Source organism: Streptomyces sp. 5-10, assembly GCF_014712245.1.
In the GTDB taxonomy this organism is placed as follows: Bacteria; Actinomycetota; Actinomycetes; order Streptomycetales; family Streptomycetaceae; genus Streptomyces; species Streptomyces violaceusniger.
The window spans coordinates 1-26,727 of record NZ_JACVYG010000001.1; the positions used below are offsets into that span (position 1 = coordinate 1).

Consider the following 26,727-nt stretch of genomic DNA (forward strand, 5'->3'; position numbering starts at 1 on the left):
CCTCTGATCAGCGTCTCCGACGGCACCTCCCAGGCCCGGCGACACCACCCCCCAGGTCATGCCTTCGACAGGGGGCAAAAGTCATACCGGGCCCGGAGGCCAGCGATCCCCTTGCGGGACCGCGAAAAACATAACGGGGCGGGGGCCGAGAGACCCCCGCACCGGGCCGGGTGCGTGCTTCGTCACTCCGGGCCGACGGCCGCCGCCGCACGGTCGGGTCCGGACTTGCCGGCGCTCCGAGCGGCCCCGGCGGTCCCGGGGCCGCGGTGGAACAGGCTCATCAGGCCACCGACGACCAGGGTGACCACCACGCCGATCGGGACCAGCCACTGGGCGGCGATCGCGGTGGGCACGGTGGCCCCTGCCACCGTGACGTCGATCTTCACCTCGCGCACGATGTAGGTCATGACCGCGACCGTCACCACGAACGCCACGATGGAGTCGGCCTCGTTGGCGCGCCTGACGAGCCGTCCGAGGAGGAACGCGCCGAGGAGCGCGCCGTAGGTGTAGCCCGCGATGGTCAGGCCCGTGAGATAGACGTTGCCGGTGCTGGTGCTGAAGGCGCAGGCGAACACCGCCATCAGCACTGCCCACACCAGGGTCATCACCCGGGCGAGCCTGAGCAGGAACTCCTCGGTGGGCGCGCTGCGGAAGAAGCTGTGGATGATGTCGGCGACCGTCGAGTTCGACATCGAGTTCAGCGCCGAGGACAACGAGCCCATCGCCGCGCCGAGGATTCCGGCCACGATCAGACCGGAGACCACGACGGGCAGGCCGTGGAGGATGAAGTCCGGGTACAGGTTGTCGGAGCTGGCCAGGCCCAGCTCCTTGAAGCTGCGGCCCTGGTTGTATGACCACAGCAGGGCACCGACCAGGGAGAAGGCGGCGAACTGGACGGTGACGAAGACACCGGAGGCGATCATGGCCTTCTGGCCGTCGCGCAGGGTCCGGGTGGCCAGGATGCGCTGGACGATCAGCTGGTCGGAGCCGTGGCTGGCCATCGCGAAGATGGCACCGCCGACGATCGCGGTCGGCAGGGCGAACGGGCTGGTGAGGATGTGGGCGAGCCCGAAGTCGGTGTCGAACAGCTGGAACCTGCCGGAGTGCAGGGCGTCCGCGAAGCCGGCACCACCGACGTGGCTGGACAGCACCGCGATGGCGAGGATCGCGCCACCCAGGTACAGACCCATCTGAATGGCGTCGGTCCAGATGACCGCCTTGATGCCGCCGAGGTAGGTGTAGACGACGGTGATCAGCGTGAGGACGACGATGATGACCCGGTAGCCGACGTGCAGTCCGAACTCATCGAGCAGCAGCTTGATCGGGAGCGCGGAGGCGAACAGCCTCACCCCCTCGGCCAGGAGCCGCGTGAAGACGAAGGTCACCGAGGCGAGCCCCTGCATCTTGAGCCCGAACCGGTCACGCAGGTACTGGTAGGCGCTGACGAACCCGCCACGCTTGTAGAGGGGGATGAGCACGATGGCCACGACGACGCGGCCGATGACGTAGCCCAAGGCGAGTTCGACGTTTCCGAAGGCCTGGCCGCTGTAAGCGCCGCCGGGCACGCTGATGACCGTGAGCACGCTGGTCTCGGTGGCCACCACGGAGAACGAGACCGTCCACCACGGCACGTGGCTCTCACCGACGAAATAGTCCTTCGACGTCTTCTGCCGGCCGGCCAGCCGCAGTCCGATCACCGCGATGGCGACCAGATAGACGACGACCACGACGAGGTCGAGTTGGCGCACGCTCACTCCTAAACAGCGGCCGACGATGTCAACGGCGGGGCGGGGACGATGGGCGCCGCCCGCCTTACACGGGCGACGTGGGGTTCGTGCGGTGCCGACGCGTCCAGCGCCAGCAGGCCCGCGCCGTCCAGCGGGTCCCCGAGCGGGGACCGCCACTTAAGGGGGTGCGGGGAGCCGGTGAGCGCCGACCGCAGCGGACCGAGGAGCGGTTCGCCGAGGCCGGTGAGTCCGCCGGTGACGGTGACGGCGTGGGCGTCGCCGCCGATTCGGCGGGCGGCGGCGAGTACGGCCTCGGAGAGCGCTCCGGCGGCATCCCGGACGATCGCGGATGCCGTCGCGTCACCCTCGGCGGCCGCCCGTGCCACGTCCGGGGCGAAGGACGCGATGGTGCGGGCCTGGTTGCCGTCCCGGCTGACGGCCGAGGGCAGCCGGTCGGGGTCGCCGAAGCGCTCGACGGCGGCGGCCAGCAACGCGGTGGCCGGTCCGCGCCCGTCGTGAGCGCGCAGCGCGGCCCGCAATCCGGCGGCACCGATCCAGGCGCCGCCCCCCTCGTCGCCGAGCCAGGGACCCCAGCCGTCGACCCGGGCGTACGACCCGTCGTCCCCGATACCGACGGCGACGGAACCGGTGCCGATCGCGAGCACCACGCCCACGTGACCGCCCAGGGCGCCCGCGTGAGCGGTGACGGCGTCGCTGGTGACGGCCACCTCATGCACGGGCAGGTCCTCCAGGAGCCGGACGGCCAGGGCGCGGGCCGCCTCGGGTGCGGCGGCCGCCCCCGCCGCACCGACGCAGACCGTGGCAGGCCGGAGCGAGGGGTCCCGTTCCAGGAGCGGCAGGACGGCGGCGCGCACGGCCGCACGGGCCGTCGCCACCCCGTTTTCGGCGGCGAGCCCAGGAGCTCCGGGCACCTCATGGACGGTACGGGCGGGACCGGCACCGTCGGCCCGTACGACGGCACGGCAGCCGGTCTTGCCCAGGTCCACCGCTATCGCTGCTGTCATACGGCATGCCTTCGGTCGGTGGGGATCCGCCGCATCGGGCGGTCACGGGGCAGGTGGCTGATCGGTGACCGGCGCGGATCGCGGTCCAGCGAGTATCAGAAGGCCGACCTCCACATGTCAATAACTAACCTCGCGAGATTCTTTCCGTAACTTTTTGACCTTCCCCTTGCGGCGCGGTTAGCGTGTGGCCCAGCCACTCAGGAGGGAGCGACCCATGGCCCGCCGGGAACCACCCCGCACCGCCGCCCGGCCCGCGGAGGAAACCTCCCCCGCCGAGACCCTGGCGCGCATCCGCGCGGCACTTCCGTCCCTGGCCCCCGCGGAACGGCGAGTGGCGGACATCGCCCTGGCCGACCCGGCTCAGGCGTCGGAGCTGTCCATCAGCGCGCTCGGCAAACGGGCCGACACCTCGGTGGCCACGGTGACCCGCTTCTGCCGGGCCGTGGGGATCCCCAACTACCCGCAGCTGCGCCTCGCCCTGGCCGCCGCCGCGGCCCGCGAGCACGCTCTCGGCGGCGAGCGCCCCGTACCGGGCACCGACATCAGCGCCACGGACACACTCGGCGACATCGTCGGCAAGATCATCTACAACGAGGTGCGCGCTCTGGAGGACACCGGTGCGGGGCTGGACGTCGAGGCGCTGGGCCGCGCCGTCACCGCTGTGGCCCAGGCCCGCCGCATCGACATATTCGGCGTCGGCGCCAGCGCCTTCGTCGGCCAGGACCTGCACCAGAAACTCCACCGCATCGGTCACATGGCCTTCGTCTGGACCGACCGGCACGCCGCCCTGACCGCCACGGCCCTCCTCGGGCCCGGCGACGTCGCCCTGGCCATCTCCCACTCCGGGGAGACCGAGGACACCGTCGAGCCCCTCCGGGCCGCCGCCGAACGCGGCGCCACCACCATCGCCCTCACCAACGTCCCGCGCTCCACCCTCGCGCAGAGCGCGGAGGTCGTGCTGACGACCCGCGCCCGGGAGACCCCCTTCCGCTCCGGGGCCACCGTCAGCCGCATCGCCCAACTCGCGCTCATCGACTGCCTGTTCGTCGGCGTCGCCCAGCGATCCTTCGACGCCACGACCACGGCCCTGGAGGAGACCTACGGGGCCGTCCAGCGTCGCCGGCGCCCGCAGGCCCAGCGCCGCACCCCGGCCGACGGCTGAACCCCGTTCGCCGACCAACACCTTCTCCGAAAGGACGCCCGCGCCGTGGACCTGAGCACACTCGGCACCGAGGCTCGCAACGAGCGGACCACCGAACTGGACCGCATGCCGGTCTCCGAACTGCTCTCGGTCATGAACGCCGAGGATCAGACCGTCGCCCTCGCCGTCCGCGACGCCCTCCCGCAGATCGAGGCCGCCGTCGAGGCGGTCGCCGAGTCCCTGCGGCGGGGCGGACGGCTCATCTACCTCGGCGCCGGCACCAGCGGCCGCATCGGACTGCTCGACGCCGTCGAGTGCCCCCCGACCTTCGGCACCTCCCCCGATCAGGTCGTGGGCCTGCTCTCCGGCGGCCCGGGCGCCTTCGTCATGGCGGTCGAGGGGGCCGAGGACGAACCCGCGAGGGCGGTCGACGACCTCGAGAAGATCGGTGTGAACGACCGCGACACGGTCGTCGGGCTGGCCGCCAGCGGCCGTACTCCCTACGTCGTCGGTGGACTGAAGCACGCCGCCGCCCAGGGTGCCGTCACCGTGTCGGTCGCCTGCAACCGCGACACGGTGGTCAGCCGCTACGCCGACATCCCCATCGAGGTCCCCACCGGCCCCGAGGTTCTCACCGGATCGACCCGGCTCAAAGGCGGCACCGCCGAGAAGATGGTCTGCAACATGCTCTCGACCGCGTCGATGGTGCGGGTCGGCAAGGTTTACGGGAACCTCATGGTCGATGTCCGGGCCAGTAACGAAAAGCTCGTCGACCGGGCCCGACGCATCGTCGTCGAAGCCACCGGGACCGATGCCGACACCGCCGCGGAGGCACTGCGAGCCGCCGACGGACATGCCAAGACGGCCATCGTCATGCTGCTCGCCCGCTGCACCGCCGAGGAGGCGGCCCGGCGCCTGAACCTGGCGCACGGCGACACGCGCACCGCCGTGGGCCACCCATGAGCCGAGGCGAACGACTGAACCAAGGTGAACGACGTGGCCGGTGGCAGCCTCCAGCCGGCGGTGGCCGGCCGGTCCGGCCGTCGTAAGCGGGTGTGCCATGGTGATCGTATGACGTGGAACGGTGAGGAGTACCAGGCCCGGTTCGACCGCATCGCCGTCGAGGGAGGCGATGTCCATGGTGAAGCCGCGCTGGTCCGTTCCTTCGCGCCGGCCACGGTCCTCGACGCGGGCTGTGGCACCGGGCGGGTGGCCATCGAGCTGGCCCGCCACGGGATCGCCGTGGCGGGCGTGGACGTCGACGCGTCGATGCTCGCCACCGCCCGGCGCCGGGCGCCGTGGATCAGCTGGTACCAGCGCGACCTGGTGGGACTCGACCTCGGACAGTCGTTCGACGTTGTGGTGATGGCGGGCAACGTCCCCCTGTTCACCCCACCGGGGACGGAACCGGTCCTGGTGGCCGGGGCGGCGAGTCACATCCGGCCGGCCGGGCGCCTCGTCGCCGGGTTCTCCCTGGACCGCGGTTACACGCTGGACGACTACGACGCTCACTGCCGCGCGGCGGGACTCACCCTCGAAGCCAGGTACGCGACCTGGTCCCGGAACCCCTACACCGGCGGCGAGTACGCCGTCTCCGTGCACCGCAGGCTCTGACCGCCCGCCGCCGGGCCCGCACTCGGGGCAGCGCGTGCCGGAGCGCGTCGGCCAACCCCACCGGACGGTCACGCAGCAGGTTGCGCCCGGAGTGCGACGATCCCGAACGCCGCAGCGCGGAAACTAGGAGTCCTGTCGCCGCCACTCCTGAGGAGACCGGCGAGCCAAGCCCTCGTCGTCTCCCACGAAGTCCGCCAGGTCCATCCGCCCGGTGTTGTGGAACGCCAGGATCTTTCCGTCCCGCACGATCTTCGTCTGGATCGCATGCCACTCCCCCGCTCGCGGTCCTTCGGGAACCCGCAGGGTCGAGACGGTGTGTACGAGCAGGACGCCGTCCGCGAGCTGGCGGCTGTCGAGGCACCGGATCGCGAGCCGGCTGCCCTGGTAGACGGTGTCGAAGATCTTCTGATGCTCCGTGGCGATCACGTCCCGGCCGCGCTGGACGCGACCCACTACGTCGACGAAGTCCGCGTCCTCCGCGAAGTGCGCGGCCCAGGCGGCCCCGTCACCCGCGTTCCAGGCGTGCGTCATCCCGGCGAGTATCTCGTCGACAGGCATGGAAATGGTCATGACGTCTTCACTCCTGCTAACTTAGACCTTCGATCTACTACTTAGAACGACGTTCTAGCTGGAGCATACATGCCATCCGACCTGCCCGGCATCGTCCGGTTGCGTGACAGGCGTGAGGAGCTGACGCTCCGCACGGTCCTTGACGCGGCACGCGGTCTGTTCGCCGAGCGAGGCTATGCCCGTACGCCGATCCGCCTCATCGCCCAAGAGGCCGGCGTCGCGCCGCAGACCATCTACGCCCACTTCGGCTCGAAGGCTGGTGTGCTCACCGGACTCGTCGACCTGCTGGACGACGAAGCCGGCATCCCCGATCTGATGACAGCCTCGGAGGGAATGACGGACTCGGGCGAACTGCTCGGCATGCTGGCCAAGGCCGGCCGTCAAGTCAGGGAACGCTGCGGTGACATCGTCACCATCCTCGCGTCAGGCGCCGCGGTCGACCCCGACATCGCGGCCACGCAGAACGAAGCCGGGCGGCGTCACCGCCTCGGCGTCGAAATGATCATCGACCGCATCCGCACCTCGGGCCACGCCATCGACCCGCGTGCCGCCGACATCGCGGTCGCCCTGCTGAGCGCCGGTGTCCATGACAGCCTTGTCGCGGACGCCGGCTGGTCCTACGACGACTATGAGGCCTGGCTCAAGCAGACCCTCGCGGCCGCGGTGCTGGGCGAGTAGCGACCTCACCGGCCATGGACAGCCTGCTCCCCGACGAGGTGCCGCCCCCGGTGACGGCGCGGAGCCTGGGCACGAAGAGCGAACTCAAAGCGCTCTTCCCGGAGATCCGCGGGCCGGGCTACGCCCTCAACGAGGAGGCATACGCCGAGGGGATCTCCGGGGTCGCCACGCGATGGGCCCCGACGGCACCGATCGTCAGCGTCCGTGAGGCATTGACATTCCCGGGTCCTCGCCCCGCGGGCGGCCGATCGGCCGCCCGCGGGCCCGGCACATCGCCATGAACGCCGTACGACACCGGGGATAACAGCGCGGCCACGATTGCGGCGCCGGCCGCAATATGCCGCCACGACCGATCCGTCAACTCCCCCCAGGGATTTATCATTGTCTACAAAAATCGGTCGAACTTTCCACTAATCTTCCTGACTCATCAGCGCCAGCCGCCCGATCCCGGGCGGGAGAGCACTCCACGGGGGAGGAGTTCGTGCGTGAGGACTTGGGGTTCGAGAAGCTGCTCGGCGAGGAGGGTTTCTTCTCGCATCTGCTCGGGCGGTCACCGTCGGGCGCCGGCCGCGATCCGCTGTACGGCCCCGACCTCCCGGTGGTGCTGCTCACCGGTGGGCCCGGCATGGGCAAGGGACGGCTGTTGCACGCGGTGCAGGACCATTTCGCGACCAAGGTGCCGGTAGTCCGTCTGGACTGCGGCTCGCCGGTGTACGCGCACCGGGCGGGACCGGAGCCGGGCGCCCGCTCGGCCGCGACCGAGGCCCTGGTCGAGATGGCCCGGCGGCTGTGCACCTGGCAGGGGACGGGCGGCTCGTTCGCCTTCCCCCGGCTCTTCGCGGGCCTCGCGGTGATCGCGACCGGCGCCGCGGGAGGTACCCCCGCTGCGGTCGCGACGGAAGTCGAACGGTATGAGGAGCTGCCCCAGAAGCGGCGCCTGCCCGGTCTGAGGACGGGTGACTTCTGGAAGGGCGTGATCTCCGGATCCCTCCAGAACCTCCTGACGGCCATGGCCGGGCAAGCGCTCGACACGTACTCCGCGGCAGTGGGCAACGCGCTGCTGGAAGCCCTCTTCCAGTCCTTGGCGCCCCGGGGCAAGGTGGAACTGGAGCGCATCTACGGCGGCTATCCCGGCGCGGCCGGCCAGCCCATGCATGGGCTGAGCAATCTGGCCGCCGACTTCCAGGCCCGCGGCGAGGCACGGGAGCTGGCGGAGGGCTTCCTCTTCCGGGCGCTGCGCGAGGATCTGGAGGCGGCCTACGCGTCGGCGTCCGGCTGGCTGCGCCGGGTGGGCCGTCCGGCGTTGCTGCTGGACCACGCCGAGTCGTCGCTGGGGGAACGGCTGCTGCGCGCCGTGCTCACCGACCGCCGAGGCGGGCAACGCGACCGCGTAGTGATCGTGGGCACCGCGCGCCGGGCGGACGGCGGCGCCTTCCTGCACGGCGGCCTGCCGCCGGAGGAGGTGGTGTCCCCGGCGGAGTTCCGCCCCTCCGACTGCGGCCCGCCCGAGTGGTCCCGGCGCCTGGGCGGAGGGTCGGAACGGGCTCCGCTGGCCGACGGGGTGCTCCTGCTGCGGATGCCGTTCCTCACCGGGGACCAGCTGCGCCGGGAGACCGAGCGCAGACAGACGCGCGGGGAGCCGGAGGGCGGCGCGCGCCGCCGTCGCATCGACGCCGCCGTGGCTCGGCTGAGCGGCGGCCGGCCGCACACGGTGATCCGGCTCGCCGAGGCCGCCGCCGCCTTCCGGATGTCGGCCGACGCCAACGACCGGGACCTGCTGGAGGCCCCACTGCGGCTCCCCGGCGACAGCGCCCCCGAGCGGCCGGTGGCGGACGTGCTGCTCCAGGAACTGCTCATGGACCAGTTGCCGGTGGGGCTGCCGACCGAGCACCGCGACGAGTGGCTGGATCTGCTCACCCATCTGTCGGTGGCACACGACGAGGAATGCGCCGATGTCCTGCTGCGGCATCATCAGTCGGGCCATGTGAACCGCCTCACCGCGCACCAGGTGTCGAAGCTGCTCACCGACACCGGATGGCCCAGCTGCGAACGGCACTTCGTGGGGGACTTCGGACTGCGCCAGATGCTGGTGCACCGGCTGTACGGGCTGCGCCCCGACGGCGCCGCCTGGTACGCCGACCACCACCTCCTGCGAGACCACTACGCGGAACGGGCGGCGGACGGGAGACCGCCGGACAGTGGGGCGTTCGGTTCGGTCATCGCACACCGTATGAACCACCATCTGGTCTCCGGCGGTACGGACGATGTGGCCGACCATCTGGCCGCCACACTGCCCGGGCGCCCCCGGGAGTGGTGCGCGGAGCTGCTGGAAATCGCCCAGGCACCGTATCCGGGCGGCGCGGACGCCCGGCGGGAGCGCGCCCAGGGCCTGGTGACGCCGGAGGGACCCGCGCTGCGCCGCACCGTCGACCAGCTGCTGCACGCGGTGTGGCTGTGCGAGGAACGGACCAGGCCGACCGGGCAGGAGACGGCCCGCACACTGGCCAAGCTGCTGGAGCTTCTCTCGATCATGGAGTTCGACGGGGCGGCACAGCTCGGCAAGGTGGCCACCTACTGGAGCGGGCTGGCGGCGAACGAGCAACCATTGCTGCGCTGCGCCTGCACCGAACAACTGGGGCGAAGGGGGTAACGGGGATGCCCAGATGGAAGAAGATCCTCTATGCGCTGCTGGCCGTGGGGGCGGCCACGGCGTGTGTGTGGCTCGTGCTGTACTTCATCCAGAAGCCGGACACCTGCGCCGACGGGGTCGAGCGGACCGGTGGCGAGTGCGTCGGCGTCAACGGCGAGGGCTACGACTTCCGCACACCGGAGATCCATGACGTCTCCCGGGCCATCGCACGCGAGAACAAGAGGATCGACGGCCAGCCACATGTCACCGTGGCGGTGATGCTGCCACTCCAGTCGGACAAGGTCGCGCTGCGCCGGCAGATGCTCAGCGACCTCCAGGGGGCGTACCTGGGGCAGCGGCAGGCGAACGAGGGCGAGGGCGAACCGCCGAGGATCCGGCTGGTGCTGGCCAACCCCGGACGGGCGTACAAGCAGCAGCAGAAGGTCGTGGACACCCTGCTGCGGATGGCCGACTCGCCCAAGGACCGGCTGCGCGCGGTCACGGGCTTCAACCTCAGCCTCGATGACACGCGAGAGGCGGTCAAGCGGCTGACGAAGCACAAGGTCCCGGTCCTCGCCTCGCGGATCAGCGGGGACGGGATCGCGAACGAGGACCGGACGGACGGTACGGCCGAGCTGCGGTTCCCCGGCCTGGCCCGGTTGATCCCCACCAACCACGACGCGGCCCAGGCCCTGGCCAACTTCAGCGGCGAACGGGGCCGGGAGAACCGGAGGACGGTGCTGGTCTACGACAAGCGCGGCGACGCCTACAACGAGTCGCTGGCGAAGGCGTTCAGCGGCATCGACGAGAAGGGCCCGCCCGGTCCCGCCGCGATGCCCTTCGAGTCCCCGGCCATCGACGAGGCCGGCTCGACCGGCAACCAGTTCACCCAGACGGCCAACAACATATGCGACTCCGGCGCCAGCACCATCTACTTCGCGGGCCGCACCCTGCACCTGCGGATCTTCGCGCTCAAGCTCGCGCAGGTGGACTGCCAGAACCGGCACTACACGATCGTCAGCGGCTCCGACGCGGCCTCGCTGCGGCAGGACATGACGGACAAGGACTGGCAACAGCTGCGCGGCGCGGACGGCAAGGCGAAGGTGACGGTGCAGTACGCCGCCCCCGCGCACCCGGACGCCTGGAGCACCGCGCTGGCCGACTGGAAGCGGGAGTGGCGAGCCCACCACGACCGCGAGCCCACCAAGGCGGAACTCCCCCAGTACCTCACCGAGCCGAAGGCGGCCCTGGACACCCTGAGGAAACGCATCGAGACAACACGCGAGGAGGGCATCGACCTGGGCTCCACCCCGAACCTGGAGGACTCCCGGACGATGCTCGTGTACGACGGCCTCATCACCATCGGAAAGGCGCTGCACCAGGCGCAGGAGGGAGGCGCCGGGGCGGTGCCCAGCCGTGAGGACGTCGGCGCTCAGTGGTCGCTGCTCCAGTCCCGGCACCGGGTGCGCGGTACGAGCGGCCTGATCTGCCTGACCAGCAGCGGGAACGCGTACGACAAACCGGTGGCGGTGGTCCAGCTGGATCCGGGCCGGGGAGGCCGCGGCAAGCTGAAGTTCGTCGGTCTGGGCTGGCCCACCGGCCGGGAACAGCCGAAGAACTGTGTGATTCCCAGCCGCGTTCCCTGAACAGCGCGACGGCCGGACGGCGGCCGGGATGTCACGGGGCGGTGTGCAGCGGCGCGGCCCATTCCACGACGGTGCCGGTCGGCTCGTTCGGGCGGAGGGAGAACGAGCCGCCCAGTTCCTCGGCGCGTCGCTTCAGGTTGGCCAGGCCGCTTCGGCGGGTGACGGCCGGGTCGACGCCGTGGCCGTTGTCCGCCACTTTCAGCCGCAGCGCCGTGTCGGTGACCTCCACGCTGACGTCGACGGCGGTGGCCTGGGCGTGCCGGGCCGCGTTGGACAGGGCCTCACCGGCCACGGCCAGCATGTGCTCGGCGTGACCGGCGGGGACGTTGGTGTCCAGCAGGCCGGTCATGCGGAGCGCGGGCGCGAAGCCCAGGGCTTCGGCGGCCCTCTCCATGGCCGCCACCAGCCGGGCGCGCAGCCCTTCGCTCCGGGACCGTTCCTGCTCGCGGAGCGAGTAGATGGTGGAGCGGATGACCTTGATGGTGTCGTCCAGGTCGTCGACCACCCGCTGGACCCGCTCGCCCACCTGCGGCCTGTCGGCGAGGCGGCCGAGCGCGGACTGCAAGGTCAGCGCCCCGGCGAATAACCGCTGGATGACGAGGTCGTGCAGATCGCGGGCGATCCGGTCACGGTCGTTGAGGACCAGCATGCGATCGGCGTCCTGCCGGTGCTCGGCGACCTCGAGCGCCAGCGCCGCCTGGTTGCCGTACCCGATCACCATGTCGATGACGGCGTCGGTGAAGACCGGGCCGCCCGGTACGTTGGCCACCTGCAGCACGCCCCGCACATGGTCGCGGGTGCCGAGGGGAACGAAGAACGCGGGGCCCAGCTCCACGATCGCGGCGCTGCCACCGGTGGCGCGCGGATCGGCGCTGACCGCGTCGCTGGTGATGGTCTCCCCGGAGGCGAAGACCTTCGCGGCCAGCGTCGCGGCGCCCAGTACCAGACCGCGCGCGTCCTCCGCGCCCGTTCCGGAGGCGGCCTCGATGACCAGCTCCCCGCTGTCGCCGACCGGGATGGCCAGGGTGACCAGGTCCGCACCGGCCATCTCGCGCAGGGTGGCGGTGAAGGATTCCAGCACCGCGGCGGGTTCGGTGCCGGACAGCAGGGTGCGGGTCAGCTCGTTGCTCGCCGCCAGCCACCGCTGCCGGCGGCGGGCGTCGTCGTACAGCCGGGCGTTGTCGATCGCCACACCGGCCGCCGCGGCCAGGGTGCGCAGCACCGCCTCGTCGTCGGCGTCGAACTCCGCGGCGCCCTGCTTGTCGGTCAAGTACAGGTTGCCGAAGACCTGCTCGCGCACCTTGATCGGGGTGCCGAGGAAGCTGGTCATCGGCGGGTGCCCGGACGGGAAACCCACGGAAGAGGGATGCCGCGCCAGACTGGCCAGGCGCAGCGGCTCCGGGTGGCGGATCAGCAGCCCCAAGATGCCCTCACCGCGCGGGTAGTGACCGATTTCCGCGATGGTCTCCTCGTCGATGCCGACGGTGAGGAACTGCTTGATCGTGCCTTCCTCACCCAGCACGCCGAGCGCCCCGTACTGCGCGTCGACCAGGCTGACGGCCGACTCCACGATGCGCTGCAGCACCACCTGCAGCTCCAAGTCGGAGCCGATGGCGAGCACCGCGTCCAGCAGCGTATGGATGCGGTCGCGTGCCGACCGCACCTGCGCCACCTGCTGTTGCAGACCCTCCAGCAGCTCATCCAGCCGCAACTGGGGCAAGGCCCCGGACACCGGGGTATCGCGGGGCCCCTGACCGCACTCGTCCACCACAGTTGCTCCCCTTTTCCCTCACGCCGACCTCACCAGAATGCCCGACGCGTGGACGCGGATCGACGGCGCCCCGGGCACGGACCGCCTCGGTCGAGGGCCCCCGCCGGGTGACCGCGTGGCGCACGCCCGTACCGGTGAAGGCGAGCGCCGCGGCCGCCACCACCGCGAGCAGGACCAGGCCGAGGGCGTACGAGCCGTACGCGCCGTACAGCGAGCCCATCACCAGCGGCGGAACGAAGCCTCCGAGGCCACCCGCGGCGCCGACGACGCCGAGTCCGCCGAGGGTGGGCCATCCGGCCTCACCATCCGGCCCGGCGGTCCCCGGCTTCCCGTCCGGCCGGATCGCGAGGTCCGGTACGAGGTCGTCCGCGCGCCCCGGCTGGAACAGCGGGCGCATGGACAGAGGCCCTACGGCCCTAACGGTGCCCCGGCCGGGGAAGGCAGCATGGACTGATGTTCCACAACGAAGGCTTTCGCGTGCTCGATCGGCAGGAGTGCCTGCGCCTGTTGGCCAAGGTGCCGGTCGGTCGCGTCGTGTACACCCGGCAGGCGCTGCCCGCGGTGCTCCCGGTCAACTTCTCCCTGGACGCGGACTCCTCCGTGCTCCTGCGCACCTCGGCCGGCTCGGGTCTCGTGCACGCCGTCGACGGGGTCGTGGTGGCCTTCGAGGCCGACGACTTCGACGCCGCGACCCGCTCCGGGTGGAGCGTCGTCGTCACCGGCCGGGCAACCGTGGTCACCGACCCCGCCCAACACGAAAGGCTCTCGCGGGTCGGCCCACGCTCCTGGGTGGTCACGCACGATGATGTCTTCGTCCACATCGAGTCCGAGATGGTCACCGGCCGGGAGGTTTCCGGCACGCGCGGCGCAGACTGACCGCGCGCGACGGGCAAGCGCGTTCAAGGACACTCGTGTCACCGGGACCGGGACCGTCCACGCCGCTTGGCGGGCACGGTCAGGCCCACGTCGTACACGAAGTTCAGGACGTTCTCCGCGTCGGCGGGGGTGAGCGAGCCGAGCCGGCGGCCGCGGCCGGTGGGCACCAGGAAGAAGGACCGGGCCACCGGCGAGCCGGTGGTCCCCGGCGACTCGCTCGGCTTCCGGTCAGGGGAGATCGGGCGAGGCCGCTGGAACCTCGACCTCGGCGCCACGGATCCCGAGCTCAGCCTGGTGGAGCGAGCGGAGGACACCGTGACGGTGGCCCTGCCCCGCTTCGGCGTGGGCACCACCGAGGGCGGCTCGGTCATGCTGCGCGGCGTACCCGTGTGCCGGATCGGCGGCCGGCCGGTCACCACCGAGCGCACCCGGGGCCGTTCGATGATCGCGATGGGCGCGGGCACCAACCACGTAGGGGACGGCGCTCCGCAAGGACCGACCGGCCCTTTCCGCGTTCCGCCCGGCTCTGGCGCGCCGTGCCCGGCCCCGGGGACGATCAAGCGGACCAGTGGGCGGTGAGGAGAAAGGACAGTCGGGGATGATCGCTGTCGTAGGCCATCCCGATCTCAGCGCGTCGACGCTCGTGCTGGTGGAGGAGGAACTGCGGGCGCGGCTTGCCGAGTTCGCCCGGGCGGGCAGAGCCGGTCTGGTCCGCGCCGGAAAGGGGTTGCCGACGGCGTTCGGGAGGGCCGCCCGTAGGGCCGGACTGGCCCTGGTGACGGTCCTGCCGTCGCGGAACGGCGTGCCCACGCAGTTGGCCGGGCTCGACCGCAGGGCCGCCGGCGAACTGCTGCTGCTGTCGGATCAGGTGCGGCTGGTGGAGTACGACCCGGGCGACCGCGGCTCGTGCGTGACCGCGGACGAGAGCTTGCTGCGCCACTGCGCCCGCGTGCTCGCGGTGTGGGACGGCTCGCCGTCCCACGGCCGCGACGTCACGGCGCATCTGGTGGCCTACGCGCGCAGCCACGGGGCCGATGTCGAGGTGATCTGGCCGCGGGGTGCCCTGCACGGGACCGTATCCCGGGAACGGTCATGACCGTTCAGCCTCTTCCTCCCGTTCCCGGCACTCGTATGGTGGAGCTGGACCGGAGGGAATCGCTCAGGCTGCTGATGCGCGTGTCCATGGGGCGGGTGGGCTTCACCCACCAGGCGCTCCCGGTGATCCGGCCGGTCAACCACCTCGTGAACGACGACGGCGACATCGTCATCCGCACCCACGCCGGTGCCGCGCTCCTGGCCACCGCGTCGGCGTCCGAGGTGGTGGTGTACGAGGCCGACCAGATCGACGAGGCCACGCACACCGGCTGGAGCGTGATGGTCACCGGCACCGCGAGCCGCGTCACGGATCCGCTGACGATCGCCCGCTACCGCACCGAGCTCACGCCCTGGATCAACACGGAGATGGAGCACGTGGTCCGCATCCGTGCCGACTTCGTGACCGGCTACCGGCTGGAGCCGACGGGGGTGTGAGGCGGCCGCGTCCCGGTGGCGGACGCCTCACGGCCACCGCGCGGCGATCCACGACGGGGCCGGGTGGCCCGCGTTACGACCCCGATGGCCCCTCGTCCGGGCCCGGCCACTGCCGCACGCTGGAGGCGGCAGATTGACAAACACCGTCCGGGAGGCAGGTCATGAACACCCCCACCATGCTGCGCGCACTGCCCGCCGATCACCGGCGACGGCTCATGCGCCTCCCCCGGGAGGTGTCCTTCCCGCAGGGAACACGCCTGTTCGACGAAGGTGCCCGCGCGGACCGGTTCTGGATCCTTCGCACCGGCTCGGTCGAGCTCGACACGCAGGTGCCCGGTCGGCGTACCGCCGTCATAGAGACGCTGGGTGCAGGCGAACTCGTCGGCTGGTCCTGGCTGTTCGCACCGCATGTGTGGCATCTGGGCGCCACGGCGACGACACCCGTGCGGGCCTACGAATTCGATGCCACGGCTATCCGCTCCATGTGCCAGGACGACCCGGCTCTCGGCCAGGCCGTCACCCAGTGGGTCGGCGAGGTGCTCGCCCACCGGCTGCGTTGTGCCAGGACCCGGCTGCTGGACCTCTACGCCCCGTACGGCGCCGGCAGCGCCGTCTGACCGGGCGGAAGGCGACGAGGGGAGAGCGCGGAGGAAGTCCGTCGAGAAGTCGTGGCGTCCACCGGCCTCGGTCCTCAGCGCCCTTCCCGCCGCTGCCGGTCCTGGGCCTGGGTGGCGATGACCGCGGCCTGGATACGACGTTCCACGCCGAGCTTGGCCAGCAGCCGGGAGATGTGGTTCTTCACCGTCTTCTCGGCCAGGTACAGCCGCTGACCGATCTGGCGGTTGGTCAGCCCCTCGCCGATCAGAGCCAGGATCTCGCGCTCCCGTTGCGTCAGGCCGGGCAGAGCGTCGGGCTCCTCCTCCTGCCGCTGACCGCCGCGCAGCCGGGCCATCAGCCTGGTGGTGGCGCTCGGGTCGAGCAGGGACTGGCCGTCGGCCAGGGTGCGTACCGCGGACACCAGGTCCGAGCCCTGGATCTGCTTCAGGACGTACCCGGAGGCGCCCGCCATGATCGAGTCCAGCAGGGCCTCCTCCTCGTCGAAGGAGGTCAGCATCAGGCAGGCGAGCTCGGGCATGCGCGAGCGCAACTCCCGGCACACGGACACGCCGTCACCGTCGGGCAGGCGAACGTCGAGAACGGCCACCCTCGGTCGCAGCGCGGGGACGCGGACCAGGGCCTGCTCCACCGTCCCGGCCTCACCGACCACGCTGATGTCCGGTTCGTCGTCGAGCAGGTCGCGCACACCGCGCCGTACCACCTCGTGGTCGTCCAGCAGGAAGACCCGGGTGGGGTTGCCGGGTCCCGGCCGCTCGCTGTCCGCCATGGATATCTCCCTGTGGGTTCCGTGTTCCGCCGACGCCCGATCGCGTGGGGATCGGGCACCGAACCGAGATCTTTCGCGCATTCGGGCCGAAGTACCAGGGCCGGTCGGCCCCATTCCGCCCGCGCCGCCGCGCCGGCCGGAGCGCGCGGGCCGAAGTGACCGGTACGGCCGCGGGCCGGCGTCAGTCCGTGGCCGGGAAGCGGCGCGGCGCCAGGAACAGCAGGACCAGGAACGCCAGCGCCGCCGCGCAGCCCGCGCCCAGGTACACGGTGCGGACGGCGTCCGAGACGGCCCGCCGGGCCACCTCCGGCGCGGTCCCGGCGTGGAGCGCCCGGGCCGCCGAATCGAGGTCGCCCATGCCCACGAGCCGCGCCGCCAGCACCCCGTTGACGATCGCGCCGAAAACCGATGCGCCGATCGTCTGGCCGGTCTGGCGGCAGAAGAGCACGGAGGCGGTGGCCGTACCCCGCTCCGACCACCCCACCGTCGACTGGACGCCGACCATGAGCGGGAGCTGGAACAGCCCGAGCGCGGCGCCCAGCAGCAGCATCAGGGCCGTTGGCTGCCACGCCTGGCCCGGGTACGGCAGGAGGGGGAAGGCGAACAGGAGCAGCGTGGCCGCGCCGATGCCGAGCATCGCGGTGTTGCGGATGCCGATGCGCCGGTAGACGTGCTGGCTGAAGGAAGCCGAGACGGGCCAGCTGAGCGTCCACACGGACAGGACGAATCCGGCGGCCACCGGTCCCAGGCCCAGAACCGACTGGGCGTATGTCGGGAGGAAGAGGCTGGGGGCCACCGTCAGCAGGCCCAGCGCGCCGAGGGCCAGGTTGACGGCGGCGATGGGGCGGCGGCGCCACACCCAGCCGGGCATGATGGGCTCGCGGGCCCGCCGTTCGACGACGACCACGAGCGCGGCGAGCGCGAGTCCGGTGGTGAACAGGGCGAGGGACGGGGCCGACAGCCACGGCCAGGCCACCCCGCCCTGGACCAGCGCGCTGAGCAGCACTCCCCCGCAGGCGAAGACCGCGCACGCGCCCGCCCAGTCGATGGGCGGCCGGTCGGCCGGTCGCTGGCCGGGCTCGTGGAGGTGGCGGACGACGAGCCACAGCACCACCACGCCGACCGGCAGGTTGACCAGGAAGATCCAGCGCCAGTCGGCGTACGCGGCGAGGACGCCGCCGAGAGCCGGGCCGGCGATCGCCGACACCGCCCAGACCGAGGAGAGCCGTGCCTGGATCTTGGGTCGCTCGGCCAAGGGGTAGAGGTCGGCGGCGAGCGTCTGCACCGTGGCCTGGAGGGCGCCGCCGCCGAGTCCTTGTACGACGCGGAAGGCGATCAGCGCCACCATGCTCCAGGCAGTGGCGCACAGCAGGGAGCCGAGCAGGAAAATGGCCGCGCCCACGATGAGCACGGGTTTGCGTCCGAAGGTGTCCGACAGCTTGCCGTAGACGGGCAGGGAGACCGTCACGGCGAGCAGATAGCCGGAGAACAGCCACGAGAACGCGGAGAAGCCGCTGAGGTCGCCGACGATCTGCGGAACGGCGGTGGAGACGACGGTGGAGTCGAGCGCCGCCAGCGCCATGGCCAGCATGAGAGCGACGACGACGGCACCCCGCTTCCTGGGCGGGGTGTGCTCCGTCGCCTTGTCGCATACCGCGGGCTGGGTGCTGCCCACCCCGGGATCTCGTTGCCTTCGCGGGGTGAGTGGTGTCGGCCGGGTGTGGGGTTGCCCGCGTCCGTCGGCCGCCCTGGTCATCGTGGAATGCCTCCTTCATTGGCCGGGTCTGCGTTTCCATCGTTGTGACCCCTCCATCAATTTAGGAAGCGAATTGATCCAATAATTCTTATTGTGGATCGCGATAAGAGCGCTTAGCATCGGAGCCCATGGTCTTCCCTCCGGAGCAAGTGCGAACATTTCTCGCGGTGGCACAGTCGTTGAGCTTCACTCAGGCCGCGGCGGCGCTGGGCCTCGGGCAACCCACGGTGAGCCAGCACATTCGCAAGCTGGAGCAGGCGGTGGGGCGGCCGTTGCTGGTCCGGGACACGCGCAGCGTGGTGCTGACCGTCGACGGGGAAGCCATGGTCGGCTTCGCCCGTTCCATCCTCGCCGCACACGCCCAGGCGGCGGACTACTTCACCGGCACAGGGGTGCGGGGCCGGTTGCGATTCGGAGTGACCGACGATCTCGCATTGACCCAAGTGCCGCGGATCCTGCGGGATTTCCGGCACCTCAACCCCGGTGTCACCTTGGACCTCACCGTCTCCCAAGGGGTACATCTGCAACGCAGAGTGGAATCCGGCCACGTCGACGTCGCCTTCGTCAAGACGAACGCCGGAGACGGGCGAGGCCGGCTGGTGCGCCGGGACCGGCTGGTCTGGGCAGCCGCCGAGGGAACCGGCCCGCGGTGGGACGAGGAACGGCCGGTGCCGCTCATCGTGTACCAGGCACCCAGTCCCAGCCGGGACCTGGCCGTGCAAGCGTTGGAGCAGGCGGGCATCAAGTACCGCGTGGTCTGCACGGCGCGCGGGGTCAACGCCGTCCTGGCCGCCACCCGCGCCGGGCTCGGCCTCGCGATCTTCGTCCGCAGCCTCCTGCCGGGCGACCTGGTCGAGCTCCCCGGCAGCGCCGGCCTGCCCGAACTCGGCGAACTCGACCTCGTCCTGCTCACCAACCCGCACGCCCCCGCCGAACCCGTCGAGGCGCTGACCACCGCCATCCTCGCGCACACCGACCGCATCCGCTCCATCCACGGCACCCGCCGCTGGCCGGCCGAACCGGCACGTGCGGGGGTCGCGGGAACCCGTCCCGAGAGAACGGGGTGAGACCGCACCGTCTCGGTCGGTCATGGATTCCGTGGTGGACCGGCCCCCGTCCTGAGGCGCCCCGTTTCAGCGGACCGAGTTCGCAGATGCGCCGGCCCCCGTCGTACCCGGGAAGCACCTTCAGCATGTAGGTGGGCGCGGCGATCTCCGCCACGGAACACTTCTCTCGCGCCGCGGCCGGGTGCCGGGTCACCCAGCTCACGCTGACCCGTTCTCTCGCCCGCCTGGAAACGGCACTGGGAGTTCGCCTGGTCGACCGCACCACCCGGAGGGTGAGCCTGACCGAAGCCGGACACCGCCTCCATGCCGAAATGGGCTCATTGCTCCCGCAGGTGGACTCCGCCCTGCGTTCGGTGAGCTCCCAGCGGACCCTGCGCCTGGGCTTCACCTGGCTGCTGCCCAGCGGCCTGGCGCGGCACCTCATCACCCAATTCGAGCAGGCGACCGGGGGAAGGGTCGAACTCGTACGCAGGGACGAGCGCACGGCCGGCGTCGCCACCGGACACACCGACGCCGCGGTCCTCTACGGCACACCCCCGTCCGGCGATCGCCTGCGCATCGTCGAGCTCGGCGCCGAGGAGCGCGTGGCGGCCGTCGGCCTCCGCCACCCGCTCGCCCGCCGCAGGCGTCTGCACGGGGCGGAACTCGCCGACCACGCCCTCGTGGTCAACAAGCTCAGCGGCACCGTCGGCCCCACCATGTGGCCGGCCGGGGCCCGGCCCGAGGTGGCCGTCACCTGCCGCACGTACGACGAGTGGATCGAGATGGTCGCGGCCGACCGGGGCGTCGGATCCTCCCGGAATCCGCACGCACCCACCCACACCCCGACGTCCGCTACATCGCCATCGCCGACGCGCCGCCGGTCCCCCTGGTCCTCGTCCACCCCGCACGCGCGCCCCACCCCCTCGCCGACCGTCTGGAGCGCATAGCCCTCGCCGCGGCCGAACGCCCCGGCCGGCCCTGAGGGAACTCGAGCCGAGCCCACCCGGAGCGGGCACGGCATGGGGCCGGTCGGCCGCGCTCAGGGGACCTGGGGCCCATCCCGCCACCCCGTCCCCGTCGAGAGGGTGGAGGCGCGTCCCGGAAGGAGGTCCGCACCATGCCCGGTACTGTCACCGTCGGCCTGGACGGTTCACCCGAGAGCCTCGCCGCGGCGGACTGGGCGGCCTGCGAGGCCCAGCGCCGCGAACTGCCGCTGCGCCTCGTCCACGCGCTGGACTGGCACTCGTTCACCTACGCGCCACTCACCGGAGTCGAATCGCTGACCCGATGGGCCGAGCGCCTGCCGAGCGACACCGCGGCGCGGCTGCGACGCGGCCACCCGGGCTTACGGGTCGTCCATGAGCAGGTCGCCCGCGAACCGGTGCCGTCGCTGCTGGCGGCCGCCGAGAACGCCGAGTTGCTGGTGCTCGGCTCACGGGGCTTGAGCAGGGTCACCGGGCTTCTGGTCGGCTCCGTGGCGCTGTCGGTCGTGGCCCGGGCCGAACCGCCCGTCGTCCTGGTACGGACCGGCGGGGCCGACCGTGGAGGCGACCGTCGGACCCGCGCGGCCGCCACCGCCTCTCCGCGCCTCGCGCGCCGCGATGTGGTGCTGGGGCTCGACCTCCGGCGGCCCGCCGCCCCGGTACTCGACTTCGCGTTCGACGCCGCCGCCCGCCGGGCGGCGACACTGCGCGTCATCCACGGATGGAGCCCGTCCTCCGCCTCCGGGTGCCCGGCCCTCTTCGGCACCGGACAGTCGGCTCAGATCGCGAGCGAGCTGACTGACGTCCTGCGCCCGTGGCAGGCGAAGTTCCCCGGCGTCGAGGTGAGCGAACAGGCCGTGGTCGGCAGCCCCGCGGGGCACCTGGTGGACGCATCGGCCCACGCGGTCCTGATGGTCGTCGGCCGCTTCACCCACGGCCCGAGGCCCGGCCCGAGCGTCGGTCCGGTCACCCACTCCGTACTGCACCACTCCTCCGCGCCGGTCGCAGTGATCGCGCACGGCTGACACCCCGCCTCCACCCATCCGCCCGACCACCGTCGAGCGGTGAATCTCCCCGGCGCGGAACAACCACCGCACACCCCTTCACACGCGGAGGTACATGTGATGCTTCGCCCCATCGTCGTCGGGCTCGACGGCTCCCCCGAGAGTTTCACCGCGGCCAACTGGGCGGCCCGCGAGGCCCGGCGCCGCGGGCTGCCGCTGGGCCTGGTGCACGCCTGGCTCCGGGGGACCGGCGATCTTCCCACCCCGGACAGCGAGGACACCGTGCGGCACTGGGCGCAGCGCATCCTGCGCGACGCCGAGAGGGAACTGAACGGTCGCCACCCGGACCTTCCGCTCACCGCCGAGCACGTATCCACCACGGCCGTCACAGCGCTGCTCGAGCGGGCGGAGGGCGCCGAGATGCTGGTGCTCGGCTCGCGTGGGCTCAGCGGCCTCACCGGCTTCCTGCTCGGCTCCGTCGGCCAGCAGGTCCTCGCCCGGGCCACGTGCCCGGTGGTGATGGTGCGGGCGAACGAACGGTCCGCCGCCGAGCGGCCGGGTGACGAGGTCGTCGTCGCGCTCCAGAATCTGAAGGAGGCCCCCGGTCCGCTGCTGGACTTCGCGTTCGCCGCGGCATCCGCCCGTGGGGCGACGTTGCGGGCCGTGCACGTCCGCAAGCTGCCGTCGTCCGACTACGGGTACGGCCTCGCCACGGCCCCCGCCGGCTACCTGGACGGCGATCTGGAGAGCCAGGTGAACCGGGAGCTGGAGACGGCCCTGGAACCGTGGCGGGAGAAGTACCCGCGGGTGACGGTGGAACGCACGATCGATCTGGCGTTCGTGGCCGGGGCCGTGCTGCGGGCCACCGCCGAGGCCGGGCTGCTGGTGGTCGGCCGTCGAACACACCGTTCCGTCCCGGGTACGCACATCGGCCCGGTCGCGCACGCGGTGCTCCACCACTCCACCGTTCCGGTGGCCGTCGTACCGCACGACTGAAAGCTCTCGGTGCGCCGGACCGTGACGAGGGCCCGCTCCGGGCCCTCGTCCACGCGCTCCGCCTCAATGACGGTCCCGAGCCCCTACGGCCGGATCGACCCCGTGGGCGCTTTGCCACGGCGCACGGCGTGTGCGTGTGGCCGGGCCACCTCGACGATGGCGACGACGAGGAACAGGCCGACGACGCCCGCCGCGGTCAACGCCGCCACGGCCACGCGGCCCGGGTTCGCCTGCCCCGTCCACAGGACCGCGACGGCCACCGCGGTCGCCACGACGAGTCCGGGCAGCAGCCATATCAGGAAAGCGCGGCACCGCGAGGAGGCGGACCGGACCGGGGTCCCATATCCCCAGGCCGCCCAGTGTCTCTCGGTCTCCCGGAGTTCGCGTGCCCGGTGAACGCGGGACCGGGCGGCCAGCGCCGTGGTCACGGCCGCGCCCGTCGCCGCCACGACACCGATGACGCTCCAGGACACCGGGGTGAGAAGCAGCGGCGCGAGAAGCGCGACCGTGCCCCGGACGGTGAGGCATCCGGCCGCCGCGGCGTGCGCCCTATGGCGACCGAAGGCGCATCCGATGGCTGCTCGTCCGGCGCGGGGTATGCCCCGGCGGAAGAACTGGCAGGTCCACCTCCAGCACCGTGGCCAGGGCAGGTGATCCGAAACCGCTGCCGAGGGAACGGGGTTCGTGGCGGATCGTGAGCCATCGCCGCATTTCAGAGGAACACCCGCGCTGTTCTGCCAGCGGCAGAACAGCGGCCCGACCGGACTCGACGATCACTACTGTCCAGTCGCATGACGACGATGACAACGCGCACGGTCGAGTACCCGGCCGACGGTCTGACGATGATCGGGCACCTCGCACTCCCAGCCGGAGTCGATCGCCGGCCCGCGGTGCTGCTCGGGCCAGAGGGCATGGGGCTCAGCGACGTCGAGCGCGGCCGGGCCGATGCACTCGCCGAGCTGGGATACGTAGCGCTGGCCTTCGACCTGCACGGCGGGCGCTATTTGGGTGACCCCGAGGAGATGCTGGCCCGTTGCATGCCGCTGCTCGCCAACCCCGACCGGATGAGGGGCATCGGTCATGCGGCGCTCGACGTGTTGCGCACCGAGCCGCGGACCGACCCCGACCGGATCGCCGCCGTCGGCTACGGCACCGGGGGCGCCGTCGTGCTGGAACTCGGGCGCGACGGCGTAAACCTGCGCGCGATCGGGACAGTCAACGCGCTGACCACGGGCCGACCGGGCGAGGCGGCGCGCATTCGCTGCCCGGTGTGGGCCGGGGTCGGGTCGGAAGACCCGATCATGCCGCCCGCGCAACGGGGCGCGTTCACCGCCGAGATGCAGGCCGCGGGCGTCGACTGGCGCCTCGTGGTCTACGGCGGCGCCTTGCACGCCTTCCACCACCCGCCGGTTGACCACCCCGTGGTCTCCGGCGTCGGCTACCACCCACGGCACGCGCAGCGAGCCTGGGACGACGTCGTCGACCTGCTCGCCGAGTGCCTGACCGTAACGGAGTGATCTGGTCGACAACCGCGATTCCGGGCCGCGGGCCAGGCCCGTCGACCGCCACCGGCTCCGGTGGTCTCACCCTCGACGCGGTCAGCGGCTGGCGGGATCGGCCCGCCGCCCGGGCCCGTGGGGAGGTGCAGGCAGCCGAACGAGGTGCCGAAGCCTTCGGCGAGCAGCTGTTCGCGGGTGGGCGTCAGCCCATGGAGTTCACGTACGACGTGGGCCGGAACCACTCGGTCGCGGGAGGCGTTCTGTGCTTCCACCGTGGCGAGCGGGACGTCGAACAGGACTGCTGCGGTGGGGCGTTGCCAGCAGCGGGCGCGGGCCAGCAGTCCGGCTCTCACGTGCGGCATGACGTTGGTGGAGTCGAGGAGCGTGATGAGGCCCCGGGCCAGTCGGGCGTCCAGGAGCAGGTTCTGGATCTCGGCTGCGACCGGGGTTGCGATCTGGTCGGCTTCAAAGTCGGTAGCGGCGAGCGGGAAGAGATCGAGGCAGATACGCCAGCTGGCGGGGTATCGCAGGGCGAGGGTCGACTTGCCGCAGCCGGGCGGGCCGACCAGGGCACACAAGGTGCCGGCAGGCAGGGTCATCGGTTGCATCGGGGCCTTCAGCGGAAGGGGCCCCGGCCGCAGTGGCCGGGGCCGGGAGTTCCAGGTGCTGCTCAGGCGGTGGTGTCCGTCGGGGTCGTGCTGGTGGTCGCGGCCGTCTCGTACGGGGCGGTGAGCTGGTCCAGCACGCGGCAGATCCGGTCGGCGGCACCGAGGACATAGGTGACGGGGTTCAGTGGTCGGTGATCTCCGGCTCGGTGGTGGTGCGGGCGGCGGTGGCCAGGAGCACGGCCAGCTCGTGGCTGGGGTCGACGGTCCGCTCCAGGGCCTCGATCAGCTCGGGGCTGAGGCCGTTCGCGCGGGCCCCGGCGAGGTGTCCCTCGAGGAACAGGGCTTCGGTGAGGATGCGGCCGCGGGCATCGGGCAGACCGGGCTGGACAGCCAGTGCGCTGGTGTTGCGGACGATGGCCTGCTGCTGGTGCCACGCCCGCAGGCTGTAGACGGGGCCGACGGAGACCGGCCGGATCAGGGGGCGCGTTCTCCCTGCGGGTCGAGAGCACGGGTGACGTAGCAGGCCCGAAGCCCGGCGTTGTCGGTGAGGAGCGCGGCCGCTTCGTGCAGCGGGCACGACACATCGCCATCGTGATCGGACTCGCCAAGAGGACCTACGCGCCGCATGAGTCCTGAACGCCGATACGCATTTCATCAACCGCAGTCATGAAGGTCGACTTCTCGCCACAAGCATGGTCAGATCAGCCAATCCTGCATCAGTCATGCAAGTTGTTATTTTCCGTTCATCGTCCAGCAAACAGGCGTAGAGAGCCTCGCGGGGCGCATCGGCCCGCGAAATGGAGGAATCAATGCGAAGACGCAGGATGCATCTCGCAGGAATCGCAGCGACAGTAGGCGCTTTACTCACCGTGTTCCTGTCGCCGGGAGCCGAGGCGGTCCCTGCACCGCTCACCGACCCGGCCAAGGCGGCAGCGGTAGCGGCCAAACTCGGCGATGACCGTACCGCCGGCATCTACTACAAGGGTGGGCGTCTTACGATCGCGGTCACCGACCCAGCCGCCGCAGAGTCCGTTCAAGATGCCGGCGGCACAGCTGAGGTCGTCACACATAGTAAAGACGAGCTCGCCTCCATTCACACCGAGCTCGACCGACTGACAGACATCCCCAACACCGCCTGGGGCGTCGACCCGAGCAGTAACCAGGTGTCCGTCGAGATCTTCGACGGGGTGTCCGCTGCTGATCGCGCCCGGATCGAAGAGGTAGCCGCGCCTCACGGAGACGCCGTACGGATCGAGAAGCTCTCGGGCAAGCTGGAACGGACTGACTATGCAATGCGCGGTGGCGTCGGCATCGTCTCCGACAACCGGCTGTGCAGCTCGGCGTTCAACGTGCAGAACGACAGCGGTAAGAAGTTCATGCTCACCGCTGGACACTGCATGGTCGGTGGGTACTACGCCTGGTCCCGGTACGGCGGCGGCATCAAGCTCGGGACGATGGTCGACTGGGAATGGGAGCCAGGAGACTGGGCCATCGTCGGCTACACCAATCCTGACGTCACTCCATACGGCACGGTCCAATACAAGGATGGCTCGGAGGGACAGATCAAGTCATCGCGCTGGGTCGTAGACGGGGAGAAGGCGAAGCGTGCGGGCACCCGCAGTCAGGATCTCGACGGCATCGTGCTCAAGCCGAGCACGACCGTCAATTACCCCGACGACGGGGTCACGCTCTACAACATGATCGAGACCAGCCACTGCAGCGTGCGTGGTGACAGCGGAGGGGCCATGTTCGCGGGAACGGCCGCCCTGGGCATTACCTCGGGCGGCAACTATGTCGACGAGCCCTGTGGCGACACCGATCCGCAGCCCGACCGCCATTCCCTCTACCACCCGGTGCAAGACGTGATCATCAGTCACAACCTTGCCGTCTACTGAGCTCCGATCCACAGTGCAGTGGTCGCTCCACCGCAGCTGGCCCCACGCAGCCCTGTTGGGCACAGGGAGCAAAAATCTGCATCTGTCCAGGTACAGGGCGGTCTGGGCAGACTAGGCGTCTGACTCAGATCAGTCCACGAGTGCAGTCACAGCGCGATGGTGCACCAACCGGTGAGAGATGGCCTGCACCGACGCCGGTCGGTGCAGGCCGACACAACGTAGCCTGCAACAAAAAACGAGCAGGCTGAGCGGATCGAACCCGGACCGGGACTGATACGTCACAAGGACGGTAAGAACTCGGCACCCCCGCTGCACAACCTCCATTCATCACGGTCAGCCCATGGGG

At 71.2% G+C, this 26,727-nt stretch carries 28 protein-coding genes and 2 pseudogenes; 19 read left to right on the plus strand and 11 right to left on the minus strand.

The window, feature by feature from the left end:
* Positions 1 to 182: 182 nt before the first annotated feature.
* The gene (locus IEJ02_RS00005; RefSeq protein WP_275560014.1) at positions 183 to 1,748 is read right to left on the minus strand and encodes a sodium:solute symporter; all 1,566 of its coding nucleotides are present in this window, start codon (positions 1,746 to 1,748) and stop codon (positions 183 to 185) included.
* A gap of 8 nt (positions 1,749 to 1,756) precedes the next feature.
* On the minus strand, positions 1,757 to 2,752 hold the full coding sequence (locus IEJ02_RS00010; RefSeq protein ID WP_191062718.1) for an N-acetylglucosamine kinase: 996 nt from the start codon (positions 2,750 to 2,752) through the stop codon (positions 1,757 to 1,759).
* A 214-nt stretch (positions 2,753 to 2,966) separates the two neighbouring features.
* On the opposite strand from IEJ02_RS00010, the gene IEJ02_RS00015 reads away from it, so the two are divergent.
* The 3 genes from IEJ02_RS00015 (at position 2,967) to IEJ02_RS00025 (ending at position 5,507) form a co-directional block, all read left to right on the plus strand.
* Positions 2,967 to 3,914: a MurR/RpiR family transcriptional regulator gene (locus IEJ02_RS00015; protein ID WP_191062719.1), complete on the plus strand. Its 948-nt coding sequence runs from the start codon at positions 2,967 to 2,969 to the stop codon at positions 3,912 to 3,914.
* Between the two features lie 45 nt (positions 3,915 to 3,959).
* Positions 3,960 to 4,856: an N-acetylmuramic acid 6-phosphate etherase gene (murQ, locus tag IEJ02_RS00020; protein WP_182473116.1), complete on the plus strand. Its 897-nt coding sequence runs from the start codon at positions 3,960 to 3,962 to the stop codon at positions 4,854 to 4,856.
* 108 nt (positions 4,857 to 4,964) lie between these two features.
* On the plus strand, positions 4,965 to 5,507 hold the full coding sequence (locus IEJ02_RS00025) for a class I SAM-dependent DNA methyltransferase (RefSeq protein ID WP_191062720.1): 543 nt from the start codon (positions 4,965 to 4,967) through the stop codon (positions 5,505 to 5,507).
* A gap of 123 nt (positions 5,508 to 5,630) precedes the next feature.
* On the opposite strand, the gene IEJ02_RS00030 is transcribed toward IEJ02_RS00025, so the two are convergent.
* Positions 5,631 to 6,077 carry an SgcJ/EcaC family oxidoreductase gene (locus tag IEJ02_RS00030; protein ID WP_223863173.1) on the minus strand — a complete coding sequence of 149 codons (447 nt, stop codon included), beginning with the start codon at positions 6,075 to 6,077 and terminating at the stop codon, positions 5,631 to 5,633.
* A 69-nt stretch (positions 6,078 to 6,146) separates the two neighbouring features.
* Here IEJ02_RS00030 and IEJ02_RS00035 point away from each other — a divergent pair, with 69 nt between their 5' ends.
* The 4 genes from IEJ02_RS00035 to IEJ02_RS00050 all read left to right on the plus strand — a co-directional run bounded on the left by IEJ02_RS00035 (position 6,147) and on the right by IEJ02_RS00050 (position 11,030).
* Complete coding sequence (locus tag IEJ02_RS00035; RefSeq protein WP_191062721.1) at positions 6,147 to 6,755, plus strand: TetR/AcrR family transcriptional regulator; 609 nt, start codon at positions 6,147 to 6,149, stop codon at positions 6,753 to 6,755.
* A gap of 14 nt (positions 6,756 to 6,769) precedes the next feature.
* A complete protein-coding gene (locus IEJ02_RS00040; protein WP_191062722.1) occupies positions 6,770 to 7,036 on the plus strand; it encodes an IclR family transcriptional regulator in 267 nt (88 codons plus the stop codon).
* Between the two features lie 200 nt (positions 7,037 to 7,236).
* Entirely contained in the window at positions 7,237 to 9,405 is a 2,169-nt protein-coding gene (locus IEJ02_RS00045) for a hypothetical protein (RefSeq protein ID WP_191062723.1), read from the plus strand.
* A 5-nt stretch (positions 9,406 to 9,410) separates the two neighbouring features.
* Positions 9,411 to 11,030, plus strand: a complete 1,620-nt coding sequence (locus tag IEJ02_RS00050; protein WP_223863174.1) for a type 1 periplasmic-binding domain-containing protein — start codon at positions 9,411 to 9,413, stop codon at positions 11,028 to 11,030.
* A 31-nt stretch (positions 11,031 to 11,061) separates the two neighbouring features.
* On the opposite strand, the gene IEJ02_RS00055 is transcribed toward IEJ02_RS00050, so the two are convergent.
* Together IEJ02_RS00055 and IEJ02_RS49665 are read right to left on the minus strand one after the other, a co-directional pair.
* Complete coding sequence (locus IEJ02_RS00055) at positions 11,062 to 12,762, minus strand: sensor histidine kinase (protein WP_317985676.1); 1,701 nt, start codon at positions 12,760 to 12,762, stop codon at positions 11,062 to 11,064.
* Positions 12,728 to 13,198: a hypothetical protein gene (locus tag IEJ02_RS49665; RefSeq protein ID WP_263407886.1), complete on the minus strand. Its 471-nt coding sequence runs from the start codon at positions 13,196 to 13,198 to the stop codon at positions 12,728 to 12,730. The genes IEJ02_RS00055 and IEJ02_RS49665 overlap by 35 nt, the downstream gene beginning before the upstream one ends.
* Positions 13,199 to 13,254: 56 nt before the next feature.
* On the opposite strand from IEJ02_RS49665, the gene IEJ02_RS00065 reads away from it, so the two are divergent.
* Positions 13,255 to 13,677, plus strand: a complete 423-nt coding sequence (locus tag IEJ02_RS00065; protein ID WP_191062724.1) for a pyridoxamine 5'-phosphate oxidase family protein — start codon at positions 13,255 to 13,257, stop codon at positions 13,675 to 13,677.
* A gap of 38 nt (positions 13,678 to 13,715) precedes the next feature.
* Here IEJ02_RS00065 and IEJ02_RS49670 read toward each other — a convergent pair whose 3' ends face one another.
* The gene (locus IEJ02_RS49670) at positions 13,716 to 13,844 is read right to left on the minus strand and encodes a hypothetical protein (RefSeq protein WP_263407887.1); all 129 of its coding nucleotides are present in this window, start codon (positions 13,842 to 13,844) and stop codon (positions 13,716 to 13,718) included.
* A gap of 10 nt (positions 13,845 to 13,854) precedes the next feature.
* On the opposite strand from IEJ02_RS49670, the pseudogene IEJ02_RS00070 reads away from it, so the two are divergent.
* From IEJ02_RS00070 to IEJ02_RS00085, 4 genes and pseudogenes are all read left to right on the plus strand, one after another.
* Positions 13,855 to 14,148 (plus strand): annotated as a pseudogene (locus IEJ02_RS00070) (hypothetical protein); the annotation flags it as partial.
* Positions 14,149 to 14,275: 127 nt separating this feature from the next.
* Positions 14,276 to 14,773, plus strand: a complete 498-nt coding sequence (locus IEJ02_RS00075; protein WP_191062725.1) for a hypothetical protein — start codon at positions 14,276 to 14,278, stop codon at positions 14,771 to 14,773.
* A complete protein-coding gene (locus IEJ02_RS00080) occupies positions 14,770 to 15,207 on the plus strand; it encodes a pyridoxamine 5'-phosphate oxidase family protein (protein ID WP_191062726.1) in 438 nt (145 codons plus the stop codon). The genes IEJ02_RS00075 and IEJ02_RS00080 overlap by 4 nt, the downstream gene beginning before the upstream one ends.
* Before the next feature lie 161 nt (positions 15,208 to 15,368).
* Positions 15,369 to 15,824: a cyclic nucleotide-binding domain-containing protein gene (locus tag IEJ02_RS00085; protein WP_191062727.1), complete on the plus strand. Its 456-nt coding sequence runs from the start codon at positions 15,369 to 15,371 to the stop codon at positions 15,822 to 15,824.
* A gap of 74 nt (positions 15,825 to 15,898) precedes the next feature.
* On the opposite strand, the gene IEJ02_RS00090 is transcribed toward IEJ02_RS00085, so the two are convergent.
* Entirely contained in the window at positions 15,899 to 16,591 is a 693-nt protein-coding gene (locus tag IEJ02_RS00090) for a response regulator (protein WP_191062728.1), read from the minus strand.
* A gap of 181 nt (positions 16,592 to 16,772) precedes the next feature.
* Positions 16,773 to 18,266, minus strand: coding sequence for an MFS transporter (locus tag IEJ02_RS00095; protein WP_317985677.1), 1,494 nt, complete (start codon positions 18,264 to 18,266; stop codon positions 16,773 to 16,775).
* Between the two features lie 209 nt (positions 18,267 to 18,475).
* Between IEJ02_RS00095 and IEJ02_RS00100 the strand changes: the two genes are divergently transcribed.
* From IEJ02_RS00100 to IEJ02_RS00115, 5 genes and pseudogenes are all read left to right on the plus strand, one after another.
* On the plus strand, positions 18,476 to 19,414 hold the full coding sequence (locus IEJ02_RS00100; protein WP_191062730.1) for a LysR substrate-binding domain-containing protein: 939 nt from the start codon (positions 18,476 to 18,478) through the stop codon (positions 19,412 to 19,414).
* A gap of 131 nt (positions 19,415 to 19,545) precedes the next feature.
* Positions 19,546 to 19,650: pseudogene (locus IEJ02_RS50675) on the plus strand (hypothetical protein); the annotation flags it as partial.
* A 36-nt stretch (positions 19,651 to 19,686) separates the two neighbouring features.
* Complete coding sequence (locus tag IEJ02_RS00105; RefSeq protein ID WP_317985678.1) at positions 19,687 to 20,343, plus strand: substrate-binding domain-containing protein; 657 nt, start codon at positions 19,687 to 19,689, stop codon at positions 20,341 to 20,343.
* Positions 20,344 to 20,513: 170 nt separating this feature from the next.
* Entirely contained in the window at positions 20,514 to 21,404 is an 891-nt protein-coding gene (locus IEJ02_RS00110) for a universal stress protein (RefSeq protein ID WP_191062732.1), read from the plus strand.
* A 99-nt stretch (positions 21,405 to 21,503) separates the two neighbouring features.
* A complete protein-coding gene (locus IEJ02_RS00115) occupies positions 21,504 to 22,379 on the plus strand; it encodes a universal stress protein (protein WP_191062733.1) in 876 nt (291 codons plus the stop codon).
* An 83-nt stretch (positions 22,380 to 22,462) separates the two neighbouring features.
* On the opposite strand, the gene IEJ02_RS00120 is transcribed toward IEJ02_RS00115, so the two are convergent.
* Complete coding sequence (locus tag IEJ02_RS00120) at positions 22,463 to 22,852, minus strand: hypothetical protein (RefSeq protein WP_191062734.1); 390 nt, start codon at positions 22,850 to 22,852, stop codon at positions 22,463 to 22,465.
* 318 nt (positions 22,853 to 23,170) lie between these two features.
* Here IEJ02_RS00120 and IEJ02_RS00125 point away from each other — a divergent pair, with 318 nt between their 5' ends.
* Positions 23,171 to 23,896: a dienelactone hydrolase family protein gene (locus tag IEJ02_RS00125; protein WP_191062735.1), complete on the plus strand. Its 726-nt coding sequence runs from the start codon at positions 23,171 to 23,173 to the stop codon at positions 23,894 to 23,896.
* On the opposite strand, the gene IEJ02_RS50680 is transcribed toward IEJ02_RS00125, so the two are convergent.
* Positions 23,818 to 24,486 carry an AAA family ATPase gene (locus IEJ02_RS50680; RefSeq protein ID WP_369075638.1) on the minus strand — a complete coding sequence of 223 codons (669 nt, stop codon included), beginning with the start codon at positions 24,484 to 24,486 and terminating at the stop codon, positions 23,818 to 23,820. The two genes, IEJ02_RS00125 and IEJ02_RS50680, sit on opposite strands and share 79 nt — an antisense overlap.
* A gap of 181 nt (positions 24,487 to 24,667) precedes the next feature.
* The gene (locus IEJ02_RS00135; RefSeq protein ID WP_191062737.1) at positions 24,668 to 25,063 is read right to left on the minus strand and encodes a hypothetical protein; all 396 of its coding nucleotides are present in this window, start codon (positions 25,061 to 25,063) and stop codon (positions 24,668 to 24,670) included.
* 247 nt (positions 25,064 to 25,310) lie between these two features.
* On the opposite strand from IEJ02_RS00135, the gene IEJ02_RS00140 reads away from it, so the two are divergent.
* Positions 25,311 to 26,381, plus strand: a complete 1,071-nt coding sequence (locus IEJ02_RS00140; protein ID WP_191062738.1) for a S1 family peptidase — start codon at positions 25,311 to 25,313, stop codon at positions 26,379 to 26,381.
* The last annotated feature ends 346 nt before the right edge of the window (positions 26,382 to 26,727 follow it).